The sequence below is a fragment of the Paenibacillus sp. FSL K6-1217 genome, from assembly GCF_045040735.1.
Taxonomy (GTDB): Bacteria; Bacillota; Bacilli; order Paenibacillales; family Paenibacillaceae; genus Paenibacillus_AQ.
The window spans coordinates 1,382,179-1,401,515 of sequence record NZ_CP150271.1; the positions used below are offsets into that span (position 1 = coordinate 1,382,179).

14 protein-coding genes are annotated in these 19,337 nt (G+C 56.3%); 13 read left to right on the forward strand and 1 reads right to left on the reverse strand.

The features are described from left to right. Positions 1–36: 36 nt before the first annotated feature. The 3 genes from MHH28_RS05900 (at position 37) to MHH28_RS05910 (ending at position 7,102) form a co-directional block, all read left to right on the forward strand. Positions 37–1,731 carry a sensor histidine kinase gene (locus MHH28_RS05900; RefSeq protein ID WP_405112972.1) on the forward strand — a complete coding sequence of 565 codons (1,695 nt, stop codon included), beginning with the start codon at positions 37–39 and terminating at the stop codon, positions 1,729–1,731. Between the two features lie 515 nt (positions 1,732–2,246). Next, the gene (locus MHH28_RS05905; RefSeq protein ID WP_405112974.1) at positions 2,247–5,369 is read left to right on the forward strand and encodes a family 43 glycosylhydrolase; all 3,123 of its coding nucleotides are present in this window, start codon (positions 2,247–2,249) and stop codon (positions 5,367–5,369) included. 20 nt (positions 5,370–5,389) lie between these two features. Then, the gene (locus tag MHH28_RS05910) at positions 5,390–7,102 is read left to right on the forward strand and encodes a hypothetical protein (protein WP_405112976.1); all 1,713 of its coding nucleotides are present in this window, start codon (positions 5,390–5,392) and stop codon (positions 7,100–7,102) included. A gap of 82 nt (positions 7,103–7,184) precedes the next feature. On the opposite strand, the gene MHH28_RS05915 is transcribed toward MHH28_RS05910, so the two are convergent. After that, a complete protein-coding gene (locus MHH28_RS05915; protein ID WP_405112978.1) occupies positions 7,185–8,165 on the reverse strand; it encodes a biotin--[acetyl-CoA-carboxylase] ligase in 981 nt (326 codons plus the stop codon). A 239-nt stretch (positions 8,166–8,404) separates the two neighbouring features. Between MHH28_RS05915 and MHH28_RS05920 the strand changes: the two genes are divergently transcribed. The 10 genes from MHH28_RS05920 (at position 8,405) to MHH28_RS05965 (ending at position 19,248) form a co-directional block, all read left to right on the forward strand. Continuing rightward, the gene (locus MHH28_RS05920; protein WP_405112980.1) at positions 8,405–8,956 is read left to right on the forward strand and encodes a biotin transporter BioY; all 552 of its coding nucleotides are present in this window, start codon (positions 8,405–8,407) and stop codon (positions 8,954–8,956) included. Positions 8,957–8,962: 6 nt separating this feature from the next. Continuing rightward, entirely contained in the window at positions 8,963–10,453 is a 1,491-nt protein-coding gene (locus tag MHH28_RS05925; RefSeq protein ID WP_405112982.1) for a class I adenylate-forming enzyme family protein, read from the forward strand. After that, positions 10,450–11,607, forward strand: a complete 1,158-nt coding sequence (locus tag MHH28_RS05930; RefSeq protein WP_405112984.1) for a thiolase family protein — start codon at positions 10,450–10,452, stop codon at positions 11,605–11,607. Before MHH28_RS05925 ends, MHH28_RS05930 begins: the two co-directional genes overlap by 4 nt. Before the next feature lie 41 nt (positions 11,608–11,648). Beyond that, positions 11,649–12,449: an energy-coupling factor transporter ATPase gene (locus tag MHH28_RS05935; RefSeq protein WP_405112986.1), complete on the forward strand. Its 801-nt coding sequence runs from the start codon at positions 11,649–11,651 to the stop codon at positions 12,447–12,449. Next, positions 12,434–13,288 carry an ATP-binding cassette domain-containing protein gene (locus MHH28_RS05940; protein ID WP_405112988.1) on the forward strand — a complete coding sequence of 285 codons (855 nt, stop codon included), beginning with the start codon at positions 12,434–12,436 and terminating at the stop codon, positions 13,286–13,288. Before MHH28_RS05935 ends, MHH28_RS05940 begins: the two co-directional genes overlap by 16 nt. Then, complete coding sequence (locus tag MHH28_RS05945) at positions 13,285–14,040, forward strand: energy-coupling factor transporter transmembrane component T family protein (RefSeq protein WP_405112990.1); 756 nt, start codon at positions 13,285–13,287, stop codon at positions 14,038–14,040. Before MHH28_RS05940 ends, MHH28_RS05945 begins: the two co-directional genes overlap by 4 nt. 48 nt (positions 14,041–14,088) lie before the next feature. Next, positions 14,089–15,291, forward strand: a complete 1,203-nt coding sequence (locus tag MHH28_RS05950; protein WP_405112992.1) for a phosphoenolpyruvate hydrolase family protein — start codon at positions 14,089–14,091, stop codon at positions 15,289–15,291. Between the two features lie 74 nt (positions 15,292–15,365). After that, positions 15,366–16,583 carry a Tm-1-like ATP-binding domain-containing protein gene (locus tag MHH28_RS05955; RefSeq protein ID WP_405112994.1) on the forward strand — a complete coding sequence of 406 codons (1,218 nt, stop codon included), beginning with the start codon at positions 15,366–15,368 and terminating at the stop codon, positions 16,581–16,583. A gap of 25 nt (positions 16,584–16,608) precedes the next feature. Continuing rightward, entirely contained in the window at positions 16,609–17,439 is an 831-nt protein-coding gene (locus MHH28_RS05960; RefSeq protein ID WP_405112996.1) for a phosphoenolpyruvate hydrolase family protein, read from the forward strand. Positions 17,440–17,850: 411 nt separating this feature from the next. Further along, on the forward strand, positions 17,851–19,248 hold the full coding sequence (locus MHH28_RS05965; protein ID WP_405112998.1) for an erythromycin esterase family protein: 1,398 nt from the start codon (positions 17,851–17,853) through the stop codon (positions 19,246–19,248). Positions 19,249–19,337 lie beyond the last annotated feature (89 nt).

Below are 19,337 nucleotides of genomic sequence, written 5' to 3' on the forward strand. Positions count from 1 at the left end.
CTTACGCAAAAGAGAGCTGTTACTTACAGCAACCAGATGATAGAGCAGACCCGCCGCAAGATTGATTCGGTGTTCAATGATATCCGGGTCAGCACCGGCTTTGCGGTCAACAACAAGCTGATTCAGGAATTCACTCTAGCGGATGATGATTACAAAAGAGCGTTCGACAGCGCCCCCTATGCACTGGATCTGATGGAATATATGCGGTCCTTCAATTCGTATGTGAACGGAATCATGGTCAATGACCTCCAAGGAAGACGGCTCTCCAGCGAGGATTCTGCGAGCGGCGATATTTTTTATATTAAACCGTATGAGACCTTTATCCGCCCGTACAAAAATGATCCTGCGCTGCGGCAGGAAGGGAGATTCACCGCTATTCTGAAGGATAACCGGACGGGAATGGAACAATTCTTCTATATCGCACCCATTGTGGAGTCCATCGGGGGCATTCATTTCTCACAGATTACAGGTTACTGCACGGTGATGGTCAATATGGACAAAATGCAGGGGCTGGTGGCAAATACGGAATTAACGCAGAACTCCACCTTGTATATTCTGAATAACCGGGACGAGGTGGTGGCGTCCACCAATTCCTATGCGCGGGGTAATGTGATCAAAGATGTGCTGTCCATGGATAAGAACCATTTGCTTAACGGGGTAAAAGCAACGATCGGCGGCCAGGAGGTTCTCGTCCAGATTAAGGGGCTGGAGCAGGCTGACGGATGGCGTGTGGTCAGTATGATCCCGGTGCAGGAGCTGACTGCCGACATGATCCCCATGCGGAGGGTCAGCATTATCGTGGGGATTGGCATTATTGTCAGCATGATACTAACCGGCAGTTTTTTCATGAGTAATCTGATGCGCCCCCTGATGGGACTGGTCATGGATATGAAGAAGGTGGCAGGGCGGGATAGAGGCTTCCGGATTAAAGTCCGGTTCACTAACGAGGTAGGCCTGCTGGCTCAGGATATTAACCGGATGATGGACGAGATGGACGAAATGACCCGGGAGATGTTCAATACCCAGGCCAGATTGTACGAATCCGAGCTAAGCCAGAAGCAGGCGGAATTCTCTGCCCTGCAGAGCCAGATTAATCCCCATTTCCTGTATAATACGTTGAATTGTATCAGCAGCATCGGACTGGAGTACGGAAGCCGGGAGATTGCGCAGATTACGTACTGCATGTCCAAGATCTTCCGCTACAGCATCAAGAAGGATGATCTTGTCCAGATCCGGGAAGAGGTGGACTGCATTCAGGCTTATATGACGATTATTCTGATCCGCTACGAGAATAAATTCTCCATGACGCTTGATGTGGATGAAGGCTTGCTGGAGATGCAGACGCCCAAGATGATCCTCCAGCCCATCGTGGAGAATTCAGTCTACCACGGGCTGGAGCGGATGGATCAGGGCGGAACGCTCCAGGTGACCGGGAGCCTGGACGAGCGCGGGGATGTATGCTTCTGCATTACGGATACCGGCAGGGGAATGGAGCCGGAGGAGCTGACCGCTCTTCAGGCCAAGCTGGGCCTGCTTGACCTGGAGGACACGGAGCGTGTCCTGGCCGGTCCATCGGGGCAGGGCATTGGACTGATGAATATTCATAACAGGCTCCGGCTTCTGTTCGGTGAGGGATACGGCCTCACCGTAGACAGCCAGCTAGGCCATGAGACCACCGTGCGCGTGAAGATTCCGAAGCTGCCAGGCAGCGGCATGGTTCCGGGCAAGTAGGTTGCCGGAAAGCGAAATAGTAAGCGCGTGTGGAACAGGGCACCTCCGTTCATCGGGAGGTGCCCTGTTTGGCTGTAAGGGAGGGCTTAGCAGCACACCGCCGCTGTAATGGATTAAGGCTTCAGGATGATTCAGGAAGGAAGGGGAAACTGTTGGATTTAGTCCACCTGCTGATGGAGATACGTCCCGCCAGGGTGCGATAGTTGAATCAACAACACTTACTCAAGCGCTATTTACTTAAAGTGCCTGAATCCGTGAGCAGCAGTTGCTCTTTTTCCACTTGTTCCCCTGCAATCATCAGAAGTCGAGAAATTAAGCTGCGTTTATCCAATTATTTGTTTGCCAAGTATCTAATTGTTTGTTACCTGACCTGGCTCGCCGCAACGCTGTAAGTATTTACAACTAAAACGGTTACCAAAAGCATTTAAGATAGTACATTTTTTAAATGCTTCCTGGAAGGTATTATGAGTACGCTAGCCGGAGTCACCATTCAAGCGAAAAGGAGATGAGAAAAAATGAAAGCGGTTAAATTCGCCGGGGAAGAAGTGCAATTGTCCAAGAAAGGCTTCAAAGCTCTGCTGTTAGGTCTCGTAGTACTGCTCATGCTGCCGCAGTGGGGAGGGATCGCTGCTGCGGAAGAGCCGGGGCCGGTCCAACCGGAACCGGTAGTGGCTGTACAAGGAGGGGAGAACGTGAATGACTTCTACAATGTGATCATGCAGACCGGGGCCGATCCCTGGGTATACAAGCACACGGACGGCTATTATTACAACACCTTTGTCAATGCCAGCGGAGTGATGGTCCGCAGGTCGAAGACCATCACCGGCATTGAAGCAGGAGAGCGGAGTCTGGCTTGGTCACCAGTTAAGGGAACCATGTACAGCTCCAACGTGTGGGCGCCGGAGATGCACTATCTCAAGGATACGGACGGCCAGTACAAATGGTATATCTACGTTGCAGCAGATAACGGAACCAACGCTAACCACCGTATGTATGTGATGGAGAATGCCAGTGCCGATCCGATGACAGGAAGCTGGACCTTTAAGGGCAAGATTACCGATGCCACAGACCGCTGGGCAATTGACGGCACTGTGCTGACGGTAGGCGACCAGCACTATTTCATCTGGTCCGGCTGGGAGGACACAGACGGAAGCTTTCAGAATCTGTACATCGCCAGAATGAGCAATCCATGGACGATCAGCTCGCAGCGCGTGCTCCTGTCCACACCGGAGTATGACTGGGAGACATCCCCCGGCCGGATTAATGAAGGCCCGCAGATTACGATCAAGGGGAACAAGATCAATCTGGTCTATTCCGCTAACGGAAGCTGGACAGACAGCTATAGTCTCGGTCTGATTACCGCCAATATCAGCGCCGATCTGATGAATCCGGGCTCCTGGACCAAGCATGATCAGCCGCTCTTCTCCAGCGCGAATGGGGTCTTCGGCCCGGGCCATCACAGTATCGTCACCTCCCCTGACGGAACCGAGGACTGGATTATTTATCATTCCGCCCGCTGGCCCGGCTCCGGCTGGACCCGTAACGTCCGCGCACAGAAGTTCTCCTGGAACGCAGACAACACGCCGAACCTGGGAGAACCGGTCCCTCCGAACAGTCCGATAACGTTGCCCTCGGGCGAGCCGGTCCGGACGCGCTATGAAGCAGAAGAAGCTCTGCTCGTAAAGGATCCGGCGGGCACTTCGTCCCCGGCAGTCCGGCGCGAAAGCTCCGCCTCCGGCGGAATGAAGATCACGAATCTGGCGAACGCCAACGACTACGCCCAGTTCAGCGTCAATGTGCCGGAGGCGGGCTTCTATGTGCTGTCCGTGCGCAATAGCAACGGGTCAGCGAATGCGGGGGATGCCTCCCATATCCTGTCAGTCAACGGCGGGCCTGGAGCGTCGATGAACATTGTCTATTCAGGGGCGAACCGCTGGGGAGTCTCCACGGCGAAGATCTATCTGCCGCAAGGCAGCAATATCCTCCGCTTCACCAAGGGGAATAACCTGGCCGACATTGACAGCCTGGATCTATCCCGGCTTAATACATCGGAGCTGCTGTTCGGGGCTCCCGGATATACGCTTGGTCTTAACGAGACCCGCAGCCTGCCCCTCTATACAGTAACAGGCACAACTTATTCTGCTGTCACGGCAGGCGTGGTCCTGAGTTCGTCTGATACGAACGTAGCCGTTATCCAAGCAGGGAATCAGGTGAAGGCCGCCGGGGCAGGAAGTGCAACAATCACCGCCTCCTATAACGGCCGAACTGCTACCGCTGCAGTTAACGTCAAGGCTGATCCGAAAACAGTACAGTCCTTGGCGCTCACCGGGCTTGAGCCTGTGCTGATCAGCGGCCAGACCAGTTCACCGCTACGGGTAACAGCACATTACAACAATTATGAAGTTCAGGATGTAACCGGGAGTGCGCAGTATACCAGCAGCAATCCGGGAGTGGCGGCCATCGATCCGGCAACTCATACGGTAAATGCTGTTCAACCGGGCACGGCTCTGATTACAGCCTCAACCGGGGGCAAGCAAGCCACCTACAGCATAACGGTCATTGCCGCTTCAGAAGCCATTCAGGTCACTTCAACAGTGAAGACACCTTCAGGCGTGGCTCCGGCGCTTCCGGGCGTTGTGGATGCTGTCTACCACAACCAGACCGTTCAGGCCCAGGTGACTGACAGCGAGACGGCAGGGCTGGACTTCAGTACCATTGGCACGGTTCAGGTACCGGTGACCCTCAAGGTGGGCAGCGAGGAGTTCATTTCCACTATTTCTGTAGAGGTTGTGCCGGGTTATGGCCTGGACGAGATCGTGAATCAGCTTCGCAGCAAGCTGGCTAATAACTCCTATCCGCTTGGAAGCGGAGCAGGCAATTATAGTGCAGCCAAGTATGCTGACTTCGTGGCCGCCGTGGATCATGCGGAGGCGCTGGCCGGTAATGCGGAGCTGACCCAGGCGCAGTTCAATGCAGAAGTGAACGCTCTCGCTGATGCGGAAGCCGCCCTGCTGAATTCGCTGAATACCACACAGAACGGTATAACGTATAAGGCATACCGTGATTTCTCCGGCGATACGGCAGGCAAATACCCCTATGGCATTACAGCGCAGGATCTGACGAACGGCGCCGCCGCTGTGGTCCGGGAGGAAGCGGGCAACAAATTCCTGCGGCTGACCACAACCGCGGTATCGGGCAAAGCCAACCTGTTCCTGCCTTATGCGGGAGAGGTTAATGCTGAGGGGAATCAGCGCATAGTCATCGAGTACCGTGTCCGGTTAAACAGCAACTTCCAGTATGCCAACGGCGCCATGGTGAGAAATGACAGCGGTACCGGCAACTACTCTATGGTGACCGCGTTTGATTCGGGCAAAATCCTGGTGCAAAATGGCGGCTCCAACAAGGTCAAGGTGAGAGACTTCACGCTGGGCACATGGTATGCCATCAAAATGGTAGCGAACTGGGATGCCAAAACGTACAGCGTCTATATCAACAATGAATCTGTTCCGGCCGCTACGGATTTCGCCTTCCGCCATACCGGCGGCAGCACACTGACCGGACAACTGTTCGGCGTTGACGGCTACGCTAACGCGTCTATCGACTTCGACGATTTCAAGGTCAGTGTTACCGGAGAATAAACAGCGGAGGGAAAGACAACATGTCGAGTCAAGCTTACGAAAAGTTCACGCCGTTACACAACGCCAGGCTTGTGCTGGGGTATCTGACCTCCATGGTGGATGAGCAGGAAGACAATCTTCCGTATTGGCTTGTATTGCCGCATAAGAAACCTGCCGAGGCCGCACATTGCCGGGTGGATGATGCGGAACTGGTCGGCTCCTGGTATGAGGCCATAGACGCGGTGCGCAAAATGCTGAAGACAGAGGAAGGCGCTGCGGTGCAGCAATCCTTTTACCGTCATCTTATGAAGTCCTGGGGGGAGCACGGCCTGCGATTTCATGAGCCTTATCCTTGGACGCATACGAACCATAGTTCTTTTCACGAAATGGGCTATATTCTTCCTGCGCTGAACCGGATGCTGGAGAATGATCCCGGGGATGAGGAGGCTGAGAAGAGGGCGGCCGGGCTGGTGAGGGGAATGCGTTCTCTTGTGATTGAGCGGAAGGTCAGAACCTTCTGGTCGGGGGATTATGAGGAGCAGGAGCCCTTGTATGAGTTCCCCAATGATGTGTATCTGAAAGACGGCGGCTTCGATCTGTCCAGGCATACGGGGCGCGGGGAGCAGGGAATCCGCAATGCCATTATCCTGCATTCCCTGGTGCGCAGATATGAAATCACCGGAGATGAGGTGGCGCTTGATCTCGCTACAGGCATTGCCAATCACCTGCTCGGACCTTCGCGCTATTTCAATTACAGGATGGAATTCTTCGGCCATGTTCATTCCGCAGGCTGGGTAGCTTCCGGTCTGGTACGGCTGGGGCGCGTAACAGGCAAGGAGCGGTATATTACCGCAGGCAAAGGGATCTATGATTATATCCGCAGCCTGTCTTCCTCCTTCGGCTGGGTGCCGGAATATGCCCAGTGGCATCCCCAGCATGAGGAGCATTGCGAGACCTGCTGCATTAAGGATATGATCGAATGCGCCAACGAGCTGATCCTGGCCGGGTACGAGGAATATTGGCAGGACATGACCCTGTATGCGCGGAACCAGCTGGTGGAGAATCAGTTGAAGGTAGCTTCCTACGTGGTTACTGACAACACCCGGCCTGACGAAGCAGGAATAACGTACAGGGAGATTGACAAAAGAATGATCGGCGGCTTCACCGGCGGCTCGCTTGTTAATTCGATGTCGTTGTCCAAGTTCCGCTCCATAGCGGGCTGCTGTGTCGGTATGGCTCCGGTGGCCCTTGAGCTGGTATGGAACCGGGCGGTGGAATTCCATGATGGAACGCTGCTCGTCAATATGCCAGTGGATAAGGAGACGGAGGAAGCTGCGGTAAGTATGAGCTATCCCGACTGGGGCTATATATCCATTACAGCCAAGCGTCCGTGTGATGTGGCGGTACGGATCTACGAATGGATGGGACAGAACCTCAGCATGAAGATTAACGGAGCCGCCTGCACGCCCGTCAGGGAAGGGAGCCTGCTTGTTATCCGCAATGTAGGAGCAGGAGACACTGTGGAGCTGGAGCATCCCCTGGAAACGTTACCCGTGAAGGAGATCGTGCGCGGCGAGGAATACAAGGTATCATGGAGAGGCTGTGATGTCGTTGATATAGCTCCCCGGGGCGAGCACTTGAGACTGTATCAGCGCGATTTACGCATCCCGAAAGTTTATCCCGCCCCGGAAGATGTTCACTTCGCCGGAGCCGCCAATTACGGCCCTACCCAGCAGGCGCAGGGAAGCACGTAATTTCAGCACTGAAGCCTTAAGCCGCAATGGAAAAAACCACAACCCGCAGGCGTTTATTGCGGGTTGTGGTTTTTTTGGCGTGTTACAGCAGAATGCGGACCTCGCCGCTGGAGAGATACTCCTCGTCGCCATTCGCATACCGGACCTTCAGGCGGCAGTCATTGTCGATATCCATCGCGGTGGCCTCCTGCTGGTGATTCTCCTTAATGACCATAACTGTCTTGCCCAGGGACATCATGCGCTGCCGGTAGTCAGGCAGGAACAGCCGGTCCTTAAGCTGCTCATAATAGCCTAAGAAGCGGTTCAGCACTTCAGCGGCAAGCCGGTTGCGCAGATCACCCGGGGGCTTGTCTTCCCCGTAGACAGAGGCTGCAACTTCCGACAGCCCGGCGGGGAAGCCGCCGGAGGGCAGCGCCACGTTGATCCCGATCCCGAGCACGGCATAATCCAGCCACTCATTCTCCAGGGACAGGGAAGCCTCGGTGAGGATTCCGCATACCTTTTTGCCATTCATGAAGACGTCATTGACCCACTTAATCCGGGTGTCCAGGCCGGAGACATGCTCGATGGCCAGCGCGACTGCAACGGCAGCGGCGGTGGTCAGCAGCGTTGCATCCGCAGCAGACAGCTTCGGACGCAGCAGGAGGCTCATATAGATGCCTGTGCCCGGGGGAGAGAAGAACGGCCGGCCTTTCCGGCCGCGTCCGGCCGTCTGTTCTTCCGCCAGAACGACGGTGCCTTCCGCTTCGCCGCCAGCCGCCCGCATCTTCACCAGCTCGTTCGTTGAGGCTACGGTCTTGAACGCTTCAAGACGCAGCTTCTGCCGCCCCCTGGCATCCAGATATTTGGCGACCGCAGCGGCGGACAGGATGTCCGTCTGAGTCGACAGCGAATAGCCTTTATTGGTGACAGCCTCTATGGAGTAGCCTTCAGTCTGCAGGGATTTGATGGCCTTCCAGACTGCGCTGCGCGTCACGGATAGCTGCCCGGCGATGTCCTCGCCGGATATGTATTCACCCTTGCGGCTGTCCAGCAGGGCGAGAATATGTTCTTTGACTGTCATGCCTATAACCCTCCAAAAGTATCACTTTCCGATCCTACCTCTCTAAGTATATTACCACGCTCAGCCGCCAATAGAAAAACGAAGGATGGACCCGCACTGAATATAACTCGATTGTAAACCTTAATTAATTAATGGTTTACAATCGTCCGGGCCTCCCTTATAATTCAGCTTGTCGGCCGAACCCGATCATCTGGAGTCCGGCCCGCGCACTATATTTTATTCCATGGAGGTTAATTAACTTGAGAACCAAAGAGCTTGTCTACGCGGCCCTATTCGCCGCACTTATTGCTGTGCTTGCCCTGATTCCACCGATTTCTCTTGGCTTCATTCCCGTTCCGATCACCGCCCAGACGCTTGGTGTCATGCTTGCCGGCTGTTTTCTGGGGCGGCGGATGGGGGCGCTTAGCCTCGTCATCTTCCTGATCCTCGTTGCGGTTGGCTTGCCGGTGCTGCCCGGCGGACGCGGCGGGTTGGCGGTCCTCGCCGGGCCGACTGCCGGATATCTGTTCAGTTGGCCGCTGGCGGCTGGACTGATCGGCTGGTGCGCTGAAGCCGTCTGGCCGAAGGTACAGGCCTGGAAGCTGCTCGCAGCCAACATTATTTTTGGCGTCGTGCTGGTCAATCTGATTGGCGCGTCCAGCATGGCCTGGATCACGAATACCCCGCTCTGGACCGGGCTGGCCGGTTCACTCGCGTTCCTTCCCGGCGATCTGATCAAGGCTCTGCTGGCAGCCTTAATCACGATGCAGCTTAGAACACTCAGCCCAATTGAAGACAAGAGGAGGGCATAAGCAGCCATGAATCTGGCAGAACTGATTCTGGAGCGCGGGCAGCAGGTTCCGCACCGCATCGCGATATCGGATGGTCAGGAAGGGCTTACATACGCAGAGCTGGCGAATCGTGTCCGGCAGGTGGCGGGCGGCTTGCGCCAGGGAGGGCATACGAAGCAACCCGTTGCTATCTTAAGCGGCAACCGGCTGGAATTCGCCGAGTTTCTGCTTGGCGCTATCTACGCCGGGTGCGTACCGGTGCTGCTGGACCCGATGTGGCCGCAGGCGGTGCTGGAGCAGGTGATCCGGCAAGTTGAACCCGGGCTGATCACTTATGAAGCACGTTATGAAGCGAAGCTGACACACGCCTTCAGCGGGATTGCCCGGCTTAACTTCGGCTGCGGTCCGTCAACCGGTAACTACAGAGCCTGGCTGGCTGGCTTCGAGCCGGAGGCTGCCGCAGAGGAGAATCCGCAACTGCTGTTCATCGGGTATACATCAGGGACGACAGGCGTACCCAAAGGCTATAGGCGAACCCATTCCTCCTGGGTCAGGAGCTTCACGGCCACGGAACAGGCCTTCGGCTTGCAGCAGATGCAGCATGTGCTTGCCCCCGGCCCCTTCGTGCACTCCCTGTCACTGTTCGCTTTGCTGCAATCGCTGTACAACCGGGCTACCTTTCATCTGCTTCCGGCATTCGATGCCGCACGCATATTGTCGCTCTGCTCCCGTCAGCCGGGAATGATTCTGTTCGTAGTGCCCGCCATGGCCGAAGCCTTAGTGCGCCATGCCGATGCAGCGGACGCCAATGTATCCGTGCAGGCGATCATCAGCTCCGGCGGCAAGTGGCCTGTGTCTTCCGTACAGCGCTGCCGCGGGAGGTTCACGGGGGCGAAGCTCTACGAATATTACGGTTCCTCCGAGGCCAGTTATATCAGCTATCTGGAGATTACGGGAGCAGAGCCTCCGGATGCTCTCGGCCAGCCGTTTCCCGGGGTACATTTATCCATCCGTGACGGGCAGTCCGTGGAGGTTCCTCCGGGAACGGTTGGCGAGCTGTATATCCGCAGCGATATGATGTTCGCCGGATATTACTGCCTGCCTGAAGAGACGGCACAGGTCTTCAAGGACGGCTGGCTGCGGACCGGGGATTATGTCTATCTGGATCAGGTGCAGCGGCTGCGCCTGGCCGGACGCGCAGGCAGCATGATTAAGAGTGGAGGGCTGAAGGTGTTCCCCGAGGAAGTGGAGGCCGTGCTGCTGCGTCACCCGGCGATCCGGGAAGTGATGGTATGCGGCATCGCGGATGAAGGCTGGGGGGAGCGGGTCATCGCGCTGATTGCCTGGAACGGCCCGCAGCGGCCTAAGCTGGGGGAGCTCCGCAGCTACTGCCGCCCTTATCTGGCAAGCTACAAGCTGCCTAAGAAGATCATCAGCGTTGAGGAATTTCTCTACACCGCTTCCGGCAAAATCGCGCGCCAGCTCATGAAGAGCCGGGCGGAGGAGGGGCTGACATGAAGGAGGCCGTTCTGGTCCTGGCCAAGCGTACTCCGATCGGCAGAATCGGCGGTCAGTTCAGTACACTGGAGCCTGAGCAGCTCCTGGCTCCGCTGATTCAGCAGCTGGTCCATGAGGCCCGTCTGCCTCCCGAATGGATTGACGATGTCATCATTGGCAATGTAGTCGGACCCGGAGGGAATATCGCACGCAAGGCGGTGCTGGAAGCTGGACTCCCTGAGACGGTTCCCGGTGTGACCGTGGACAGGCAATGCGGTTCAGGGCTCGAAGCCATTATTATGGCCGCGCGCCTGATCCAGAGCGGCGCAGGCGAGATCTTCCTCGCCGGCGGGGTGGAGAGCACCAGCCGGGCCCCCTGGCGGATGCTCAGGCCGGACACGCCAAGCGGAATGCCAACGCTGTATACCCGTGCAGCGTTCACGCCTGCGGCGTTCGGTGACCCTGATATGGGGCGGGCTGCCGAGTATACGGCTCAGAAATACGGAATCTCCCGCCAGGCGCAGGACCGCTATGCGCTGGAGAGCCATCGCAAGGCTGTCCAGGCCAGACGTACAGGCAGATTCGCTGCGGAGATTGTGCCTGTCAGGATGGATGGCTCCGTGATCACGGATGACGAATGTCCGAGGCCGGATACAAGCCTTACGAAGCTGAGCAGGCTGCCGCCTGTATTTGTGGAAGGAGGGACGGTTACCGCCGGCAATGCCTGTCCCCTCAACGATGGTGCTGCACTCGTGCTTATGATGTCACGCGGGGTATGCGAACGGCTGAACCTGACCCCGGTTCTCCGGTTCGTGGACGCGCAGGCTGCCGGTGTAGATCCGCAGCTACCGGGCATGGGGCCGGTCCCGGCGGTCCGAAAATTGCTTCAGCGCCAGCACCTCCCCATCCATGAGGTCGATATTGTTGAGTTCAATGAAGCCTTCGCTTCACAGGTATTGGCTTCGCTGCAGGAGCTTCAGCTCCCGCCGGATAAGGTCAACCTTGGCGGCGGCGCACTTGCGCTGGGTCATCCCTTTGGAGCTTCGGGGGCCATTCTGATGACGCGTCTCTATGCGGAGATGCTGTATAACCCCTACCGCAGAGGGCTGGCAACCCTGGGCATCGGCGGAGGGATGGGGCTGGCAGTGCTTGTAGAGGGCATAGCCTATAGATAAATCCGGCGTCCCGGAAGTCAGAACAGGAAGGAGCCGTGCCAATGCTGGTTTTTGACCGGGTAGATTATGATTACCGGCAGGAGAAGCCCGTACTCCGGCAGCTTAGCTTCGGAATTCATCCCGGAGAATTCGTTGCCGTCATCGGGGCAAACGGCAGCGGGAAATCGACAGCCGCCAAGCTGATGAACGGGCTGCTTCAGCCCAGGAAGGGAGAGGTGAGACTGGGGACACTCAATACCCTGAACCGGGAAGATCTCTTGAAGATCCGCGAGCGGGCAGGGCTCGTCTTCCAGAACCCGGACGACCAGTTCATCACAGCATCGGTTCTGGATGAAGTGGTCTTCGGGCTGGAGAATCTGCGGGTGCCAAGGCCTGAGATGAGCCGCCGGGCCAGCGCGGCACTTAGGGCCGTGCAGATGGAGGCTTACGAGGACGCCGCGCCGCATCAATTGTCCGGCGGACAGAAGCAGCGGGCTGCCATCGCTGCGGTAATAGCCATGCAGCCGGACATTCTGATCCTAGATGAAGCGACCTCCATGCTCGATCCGCAGGGCAGACAGGAGCTTCTCCAGCTCCTGCGCCGCCTGCACCGGCAAGGCCAGACGATCATTCACATCACCCATCATATGGATGAGGTTCTTGCCGCTGACCGCGTTCTGCTGCTAAGCCACGGGGAGTTAGCCTATGACGGGCCGCCTGCCCGCTTGTTCAGCAAGGACACTATCGCCGGGCAGCCGTTGGAGCTTCCTTTTGCCGCCAGATTATTTCAAGCCTTAGACCTGGAAGTACCCGTGCAAGCGGACTGGAAGGAGACGATCGAACAATTATGGGCTATGCGTTAACGGATGTAAGTGTAAGGCTGGATGGCGGGGATATTCTGCACGCTGTAAGCTGTAATCTGCCGGAAGACAAGTGGATCTCGCTGATCGGCCGGACCGGGGCCGGGAAGTCTACCTTCGCCAAGGCGGTCAAAGGACTGGTTCCTTTCTATAGAGGGGAATATACACGGAACGGCCGGACCCTGCCCAAAGACCGCCAGGGCCGGCTGAAGGCGGTTCCGCAGATCGGCTATGTCTTTCAGTATCCTGAACAGCAGCTCTTTGCGGCGACGGTCGAACAGGAGCTGGCTTTTGCGCTCACCATGCAGGGGGTGTCGCAGGCAAGCACAGAGCAAGCGATTCATACCGTCATGGAACAGACGGGGATACCCGCAGCGCTGCTTCAGCAGAACCCGTTCCAGCTCAGCGGAGGGCTTAAGCGGCTGGTGGCTATCGCTTCTGTGCTGATTGCGGACCCAGAGCTGCTGATTCTGGATGAGCCGGCGGCAGGGCTTGATCCCGGACGCAGAAGGGAGCTGCTCTCCCGGCTCCGAAGGTGGCAGCAGGAGAAGCAGCGGACGGTGCTTTTTATCTCGCATCAAATGGAGGATGTAGCCGAATATTCGGATGAGGTGATTCTTATAAATGAAGGGTGCATCCTGGGACATATGGGGGTTCATGAATTATTCCTGAAGCGGGTTGAACTGATGGAGCAGGCAGGGCTGCCTCTGCCCGAGCAGGTACAGCTCTTAAGACTCCTGGAGCGGTTATCCGGGCGGAGGCTCCAGCCTGCAAGCTGCCGGGAAGCCGATGTGATGGAGCTGGCCAGATCCGTCTGGTTCAGCAGAGGCAGGGAGACATGACCACCACCACCGGTTGGGGTCAGTATATCCACACAAGCTCGGTCATTCACCGGCTTGATCCGCGGACCAAGCTGCTAAGCGTTGTGGTCTTCACCCTCTTCTGTATGCAGCTTAGAGTACCCCACATGTATATGGCAGCGACTGCGTTCGCAGGCGCTGCCATATTATTATCCCGCATCCCGCTTCGCCTGTACCTTAGAGGCTTACGGCCGGTACTCCTCTTCCTGCTGCTGCCACTGGTCTATCATCTTGTGTTCAACCGGAACCAGGACGGAATCATGACGGAAATCTTCACCCTGTGGCGGATTCTGCTGCTGGTCTCGTTCGCCCTGCTCCTGACACTGACCACGAAGCCGCTGGATCTGGCCAAAGGCCTGGAGCTGCTCTGCAAGCCGCTCTCCCGCCTGGGGGTTCCGGTGGAAGCCTTCGCGCTGATGGTTATGCTGGCAATCCGCTTCATTCCGACCATCAGCCTGGAGCTGGACCGCATTCTGCTGGCCCAGAAGGCACGGGGGTACGAAATCGGGGCGCTCCGGGGCCGTCAGCGGATTCAGGCCTGTCTGCGGTTAGTCATTCCGCTCCTTGCGACCACGATCGGGCGGGCGGAGCAGCTTGCTATGACCCTTGAGGCCAGGGCTTACGGGAACGGACAAGGGCGGACCTCCTTCAGAGTGCTGCGTTATTCGCGTATGGATGGTGTTGCCGGGGGAATCCTGCTGCTGTATATTCTGCTGATTCTGTCCAGCCAGTGACCATGGTAAGATGGACGGGAAGAGAACATGTTCAGAGAGAAGGGATTCATGTTGAACCGGACTGCCATTCTGGAACGTCTCCAGGCACAGCTGCGCGAAGGCAACCACATTATCGGCGTCTCGACAGGCACGGGGATCACCGCCAAAGTAGCCGCTGAGAGCGGAGCGGACTTCATCCTGCTGCTCAACTCCGGCAAGTTCCGGCAGATGGGGAGAAGCTCATTAGCGGGCTTCTTGCCGTTCTGCAACAGCAATGAGCTGGTGATGGATTTTGCCTCCAGAGAGATCGTGCCGCTGGTGAGGCATACACCCGTGCTCTTCGGGCTGGACGCGAATGACCCTACCAGAGATATGGCTGAGTACATAGAAGTGATCAAGGCCAGCGGCTTCGCAGGTATCAATAATTATCCGACCGTAGGACTGATTGACGGGATGTTCAGAGAGGCGCTGGAGGAAGACGGCATCAGCTATGACAAGGAGGTTGAGGCGATCCGTCTGGCGCATCAGAAGGAGCTATTCACGGTGGCCTTCGTCTTCGATGAATCCCAAGCGGTCCGGATGGCGGAAGCGGGGGCGGATGTGATCTGTGTGCATCTCGGCTTGACTGTAGGCGGATTGCTGGGGGCGAGGAAGGTCGTCTCCCTGGAAGCTGCCAAAGCAAAGGCACTGCGCATCTTCGCCGCCTGCGGGCAGGTTAAGCCGGAGGTGATCCAGATGATCTACGGCGGTCCGGTCAAGACTCCTGTCGATGTCCAGTACATGTACAGCGGCAACACGGAGATTATGGGCTACATCGGCGGCTCGGCCTTCGAACGCATTCCCTCCGAGCAGTCGCTCACGGCCATTACCCGTGATTTCAAGCGCCTGGGCAAGCTGGATGAGGATGATCTTATGGTCAAAATGCTCAGCGGCATCACCCGGCATTATGATTACGTAGAATTCGTCAAAGAGTATGTCGCCCAGAACTACAGCGAGGAAGTGGTGTTCGCGGATCTGGCCAAGGTGGCGCATGTGTCGCGCAGTTATTTGAGCAGCTTATTTAAAAAAGAAGTAGGCTGCAGCTTCCAGAGCTATCTGGTCGGCTTCCGTATCCAAAAGGCTGCCATCCTGCTCCAGGCTCCGCACCTGCCGTTATCCGAGGTATCCGCGATGGTCGGGTACCCGGATTATGCCCAGTTCAGCAGAATGTTCAAAAAGCTGATGGGCTGCCCGCCCAAACAGTACCAATCTAACCTAAACACAAAAACATAGAACATAAAAGCGTTTTCATCAGCAAGATTGCCCGGTATGATGAATCTATGATTCGTATACAAGGAGGCAGCAGAATGAAGACTATCGCCATAGCTGGAACGTTTGATACGAAGGGTGAGGAGTACCTGTACATCAAGAAGCTTGCAGAGGAGCTTGGCCTCAGAGCCCTGATGATCCATACGGGCGTATTCGAGCCGGCTTTTGTTCCCGAGGTATCGAACCGGGAGGTCGCTTCCGCCGCCGGGATGGAGCTGGATGAGCTTGCCGCGAAGAAGGACCGCGCTTTAGCTACAGAGGTGTTGTCCAAGGGACTGGAGCAGCTCGTTCCCCGGTTATACCGGGAGGGCAGATTCGACGGCATTATTTCCTTCGGGGGAACCGGCGGAACCTCACTGGTCGCACCTGCCATGAGAGCCTTGCCGATCGGCGTACCGAAGGTGCTGGTATCGACGGTTGCATCCGGAAATACTGCCCCCTATGTCGGCACCAGCGATATTATGATGATTCCGTCAGTGGTGGATGTCTCAGGCCTCAATTCGATCTCAACGAGAATATTCAGCAATGCGATGTTTGCCATCGCGGGCATGCTCCTGTTCGAAGCAGACTATGAACCGGAGAAAAAGCCGCTGGTAGCAGCCACCATGTTCGGAGTGACCACGCCCTGTGTGACCGAGGCACGCAAGTACCTGGAGGAGCGCGGCTACGAGGTGCTGGTATTCCATGCAACCGGAATCGGCGGACAATCGATGGAGGCGCTGATTGAAGCGGGCTTCATTGAAGGGGTGCTGGACTTAACCACGACCGAATGGGCGGATGAGCTGATCGGCGGCGTCCTGAATGCAGGACCGCACCGCCTGGAGGCCGCTGGCCGCAACCGTATTCCGCAGGTAGTCTCGGTGGGCGCGCTGGATATGTGCAACTTCGGTCCGGCGGATAGTGTGCCGGAGAAGTTCAAGGATCGCAGGCTCTACCACCATAATCCGACGGTTACACTGATGCGGACGACCGTTGCCGAGAATGAACAGCTCGGCAGGAAGCTGGCGGAGAAGCTCAATATGGCAACGGAGAACACGGTGCTTATGCTGCCGCTTCGCGGCATTTCAGCCATTGATGTGGAGGGACAGCCCTTCTATGGTCCCGAGGAGGACCGGATGCTGTTCGATACCCTGCGCCGGCAGGTGGACCGCTCACGGGTTGAACTGATCGAATTGGAGCTTGAGATTAATGATCCGGCTTTTGCAGAGGCGGCAGCCCGGAAGCTGATCGACCTGATGCAGGCCGCAAATGCCTGAACCACACAATAAGGAGGAGCTACGGATGAATAAGCAGACCAGAGCGGAGATTATGGAAAGATTCAAGCAAGAGGTGAAGGCGGGCAAGATTCTTCTTGGTGTCGGGGCAGGCACTGGGATTACGGCCAAGAGCAGTGAGGCAGGCGGAGCAGATATGCTGATTGTATACAATTCCGGCCGGTACAGAATGGCGGGACGCGGTTCACTGGCAGGCTTGCTGTCTTATGGAGACGCCAATCAGATTGTGGTGGAGATGGGTTCTGAGGTGTTACCGGTTGTCAAGGATACGCCCGTTCTGGCAGGGGTATGCGGCACCGACCCGTTCCGGGTGATGGAGGTATTCCTCAAGCAATTGAAGGAGCAGGGGTTCAGCGGCGTGCAGAATTTCCCTACGGTCGGCTTGATTGATGGCGTATTCCGGCAAAATCTGGAGGAGACCGGGATGGGCTACGGCCTGGAGGTGGAAATGATCCGTATCGCCCATGAGCTGGATATGCTCACTACCCCGTATGTGTTCGACCCCGAACAGGCACGGGCGATGGCGGAGGCAGGGGCCGACATTCTGGTCGCCCATATGGGCCTCACGACCAAAGGGACCATAGGCGCGGTAACCGCGCTGACCCTGGATGATTGTGTAGAGCGCATCGAAGCGATTATCGAAGCCGGACGGGCGGTGAACCCGGACATTATGATTATTTGCCACGGCGGCCCGATTGCCGAGCCGGAGGACGCGGCATATGTCATCCAGCGGACGAAGGGCATCCACGGCTTCTTCGGCGCATCGAGCATTGAGCGGTTTGCGGCGGAGCAGGGGATTACCAAGCAGACGGAGTCGTTCAAAGCGATTCAGCAATAAGAGCGCGTATAGCGAAAGGGCTTGTCCACAAAGCTGTCTCAAAGGCCATAAAGTGGCTGATTGAGGCAGCTTTTTTGTTCGGAGAAAGCACGGCATCTGCACTTGGTGAACGTTTCGCTATATAAGCCAGCGCATCTCGCCCGCACACCCTCACGCCCGCCAAATGTGTTCGGTTTTCCGCCCACATTCGGCCCACGCGCCTCCGCCACGCCTATTGTGTTCGGTTTTCCGACTACATTTGGTCCAAACGCCCTGCGTCTGCCCAATGTGTTCGGTTTTTCTTCTACATTCGGCCCGCCACCTCCTGACGATAAAGACACACCTCTTAACTAAATTTTAAACTTGGCCGCAGGCTCGTTTTAACCTTCAGATGATAAGCTCATCTTCATACACATGGAGAGGGGTTACATTATGAATTCATTGATCCGCAAAGTTCTATTATCCGCAATCGTATGCAGTTTCGGGGCAATACCTGCCGGGCAAGCTGCTTATATGTCAGGCGCACCCGCAGCAGACACGCCACTCACGCTGTCCGCAGAATCCGTCTGGAAGGAGAGTGTCCGCTCCGGCGCGAACACCATTAACCAGATTCACACGAAGGAAGGAGACGCCTACGCCGACTTGGCCTTTCTTCAGCAGGTGCTGGCGGATAAACGGCTTGTGAGCCTGGGTGAAGCCTCGCACGGAGCAGCCGAATATAACGCGGTGAAGGTGCGGCTAATTAAGTACCTGCATGAGAAGCTGGGATATAACGTCATCGCGTTTGAGTCCAATCTGGCGGCTGCGGCGGCTGCGTATGCGCAGGCAGATCAGCTTAAGCCTCAGGAACTGATGGAGAACTCTGTCTACGGCGTATGGCAGGTAGAGGAGAATCTGCCGCTGTTCGAGTACATAGCAGAGCAGAGCCGTACGGATCATCCGCTGATTCTGACCGGATTTGACTCCCAGGCGACGACGGACTATTTTATTAGCTTTGCAGAACAATGGTTTGCCGGAGTGGACAGGGAGAAGGCTAAGGCTTTTGCCCAGACGGAACGCTGGTATCTGAAGCTGAATATGATTGACGACATTGCAGCGTTCGATGCCCAGAAGGAGCAGATCAAGGGGAAATACAAGGTGTTTCAAAAGTTCGTGAAAGACCGCAAAGCTCAGCTAAATCGAATCTATCCCGAACAGCCTAAGCTGGTGCCGACCATAGAGCGTGTCCTCCAGAACCGGATCGATATGCTGGATAATTATCATCCGCACATCGTTAAGTTGCTGGCCGGGACCAACCCGGAGCAGGAAGTCAAGCAGGGCAGCTATGAACGGGACCGTGTGATGGCGGGGAATGTCACCTGGCTGGCCAACACCGTATATCCGAACGAGAAAATCATTCTCTGGGGCCACAACTACCATATCCGCAAACATAACTCTACGATGATTACCGAGCATAACGGCTTCGGTTATGACCAGAACCCTTATCCGACGATGGGGGAGATGCTCCCCTGGTCTCTGAAGCAGGCCGGTTATGTGATCGGACTCTATGCCTATGAAGGAAGCTCCAGCAAGAACAACGGCAAGGAGGAACAGGTCAAGCCGCATGACAAGGGCAGCCTGGAGGATATTCTGGGCAGCGGCAACGGCAGTGGTCCTGCGAAGTTTATGAACCTGAGAGATACGGTGTTAAGCCCAGCGGCAGAATGGATGTATACACCGCGTACGGCCAAAGCATGGGGCGTCCTGGACGAGGTTATGATTCCGCGCGAACAGTATGACGGGATACTGCTTATTCAGCAGATTCATCCTTCCAAACCTGCCGAAGAATAATTGTAATTTTTCTGCCCTGAAAAATTATTCTTGATGCAAAAAGAAAAATTATTTCTTTTTTTAAATTAATTTTGGAAAAATACTTCATT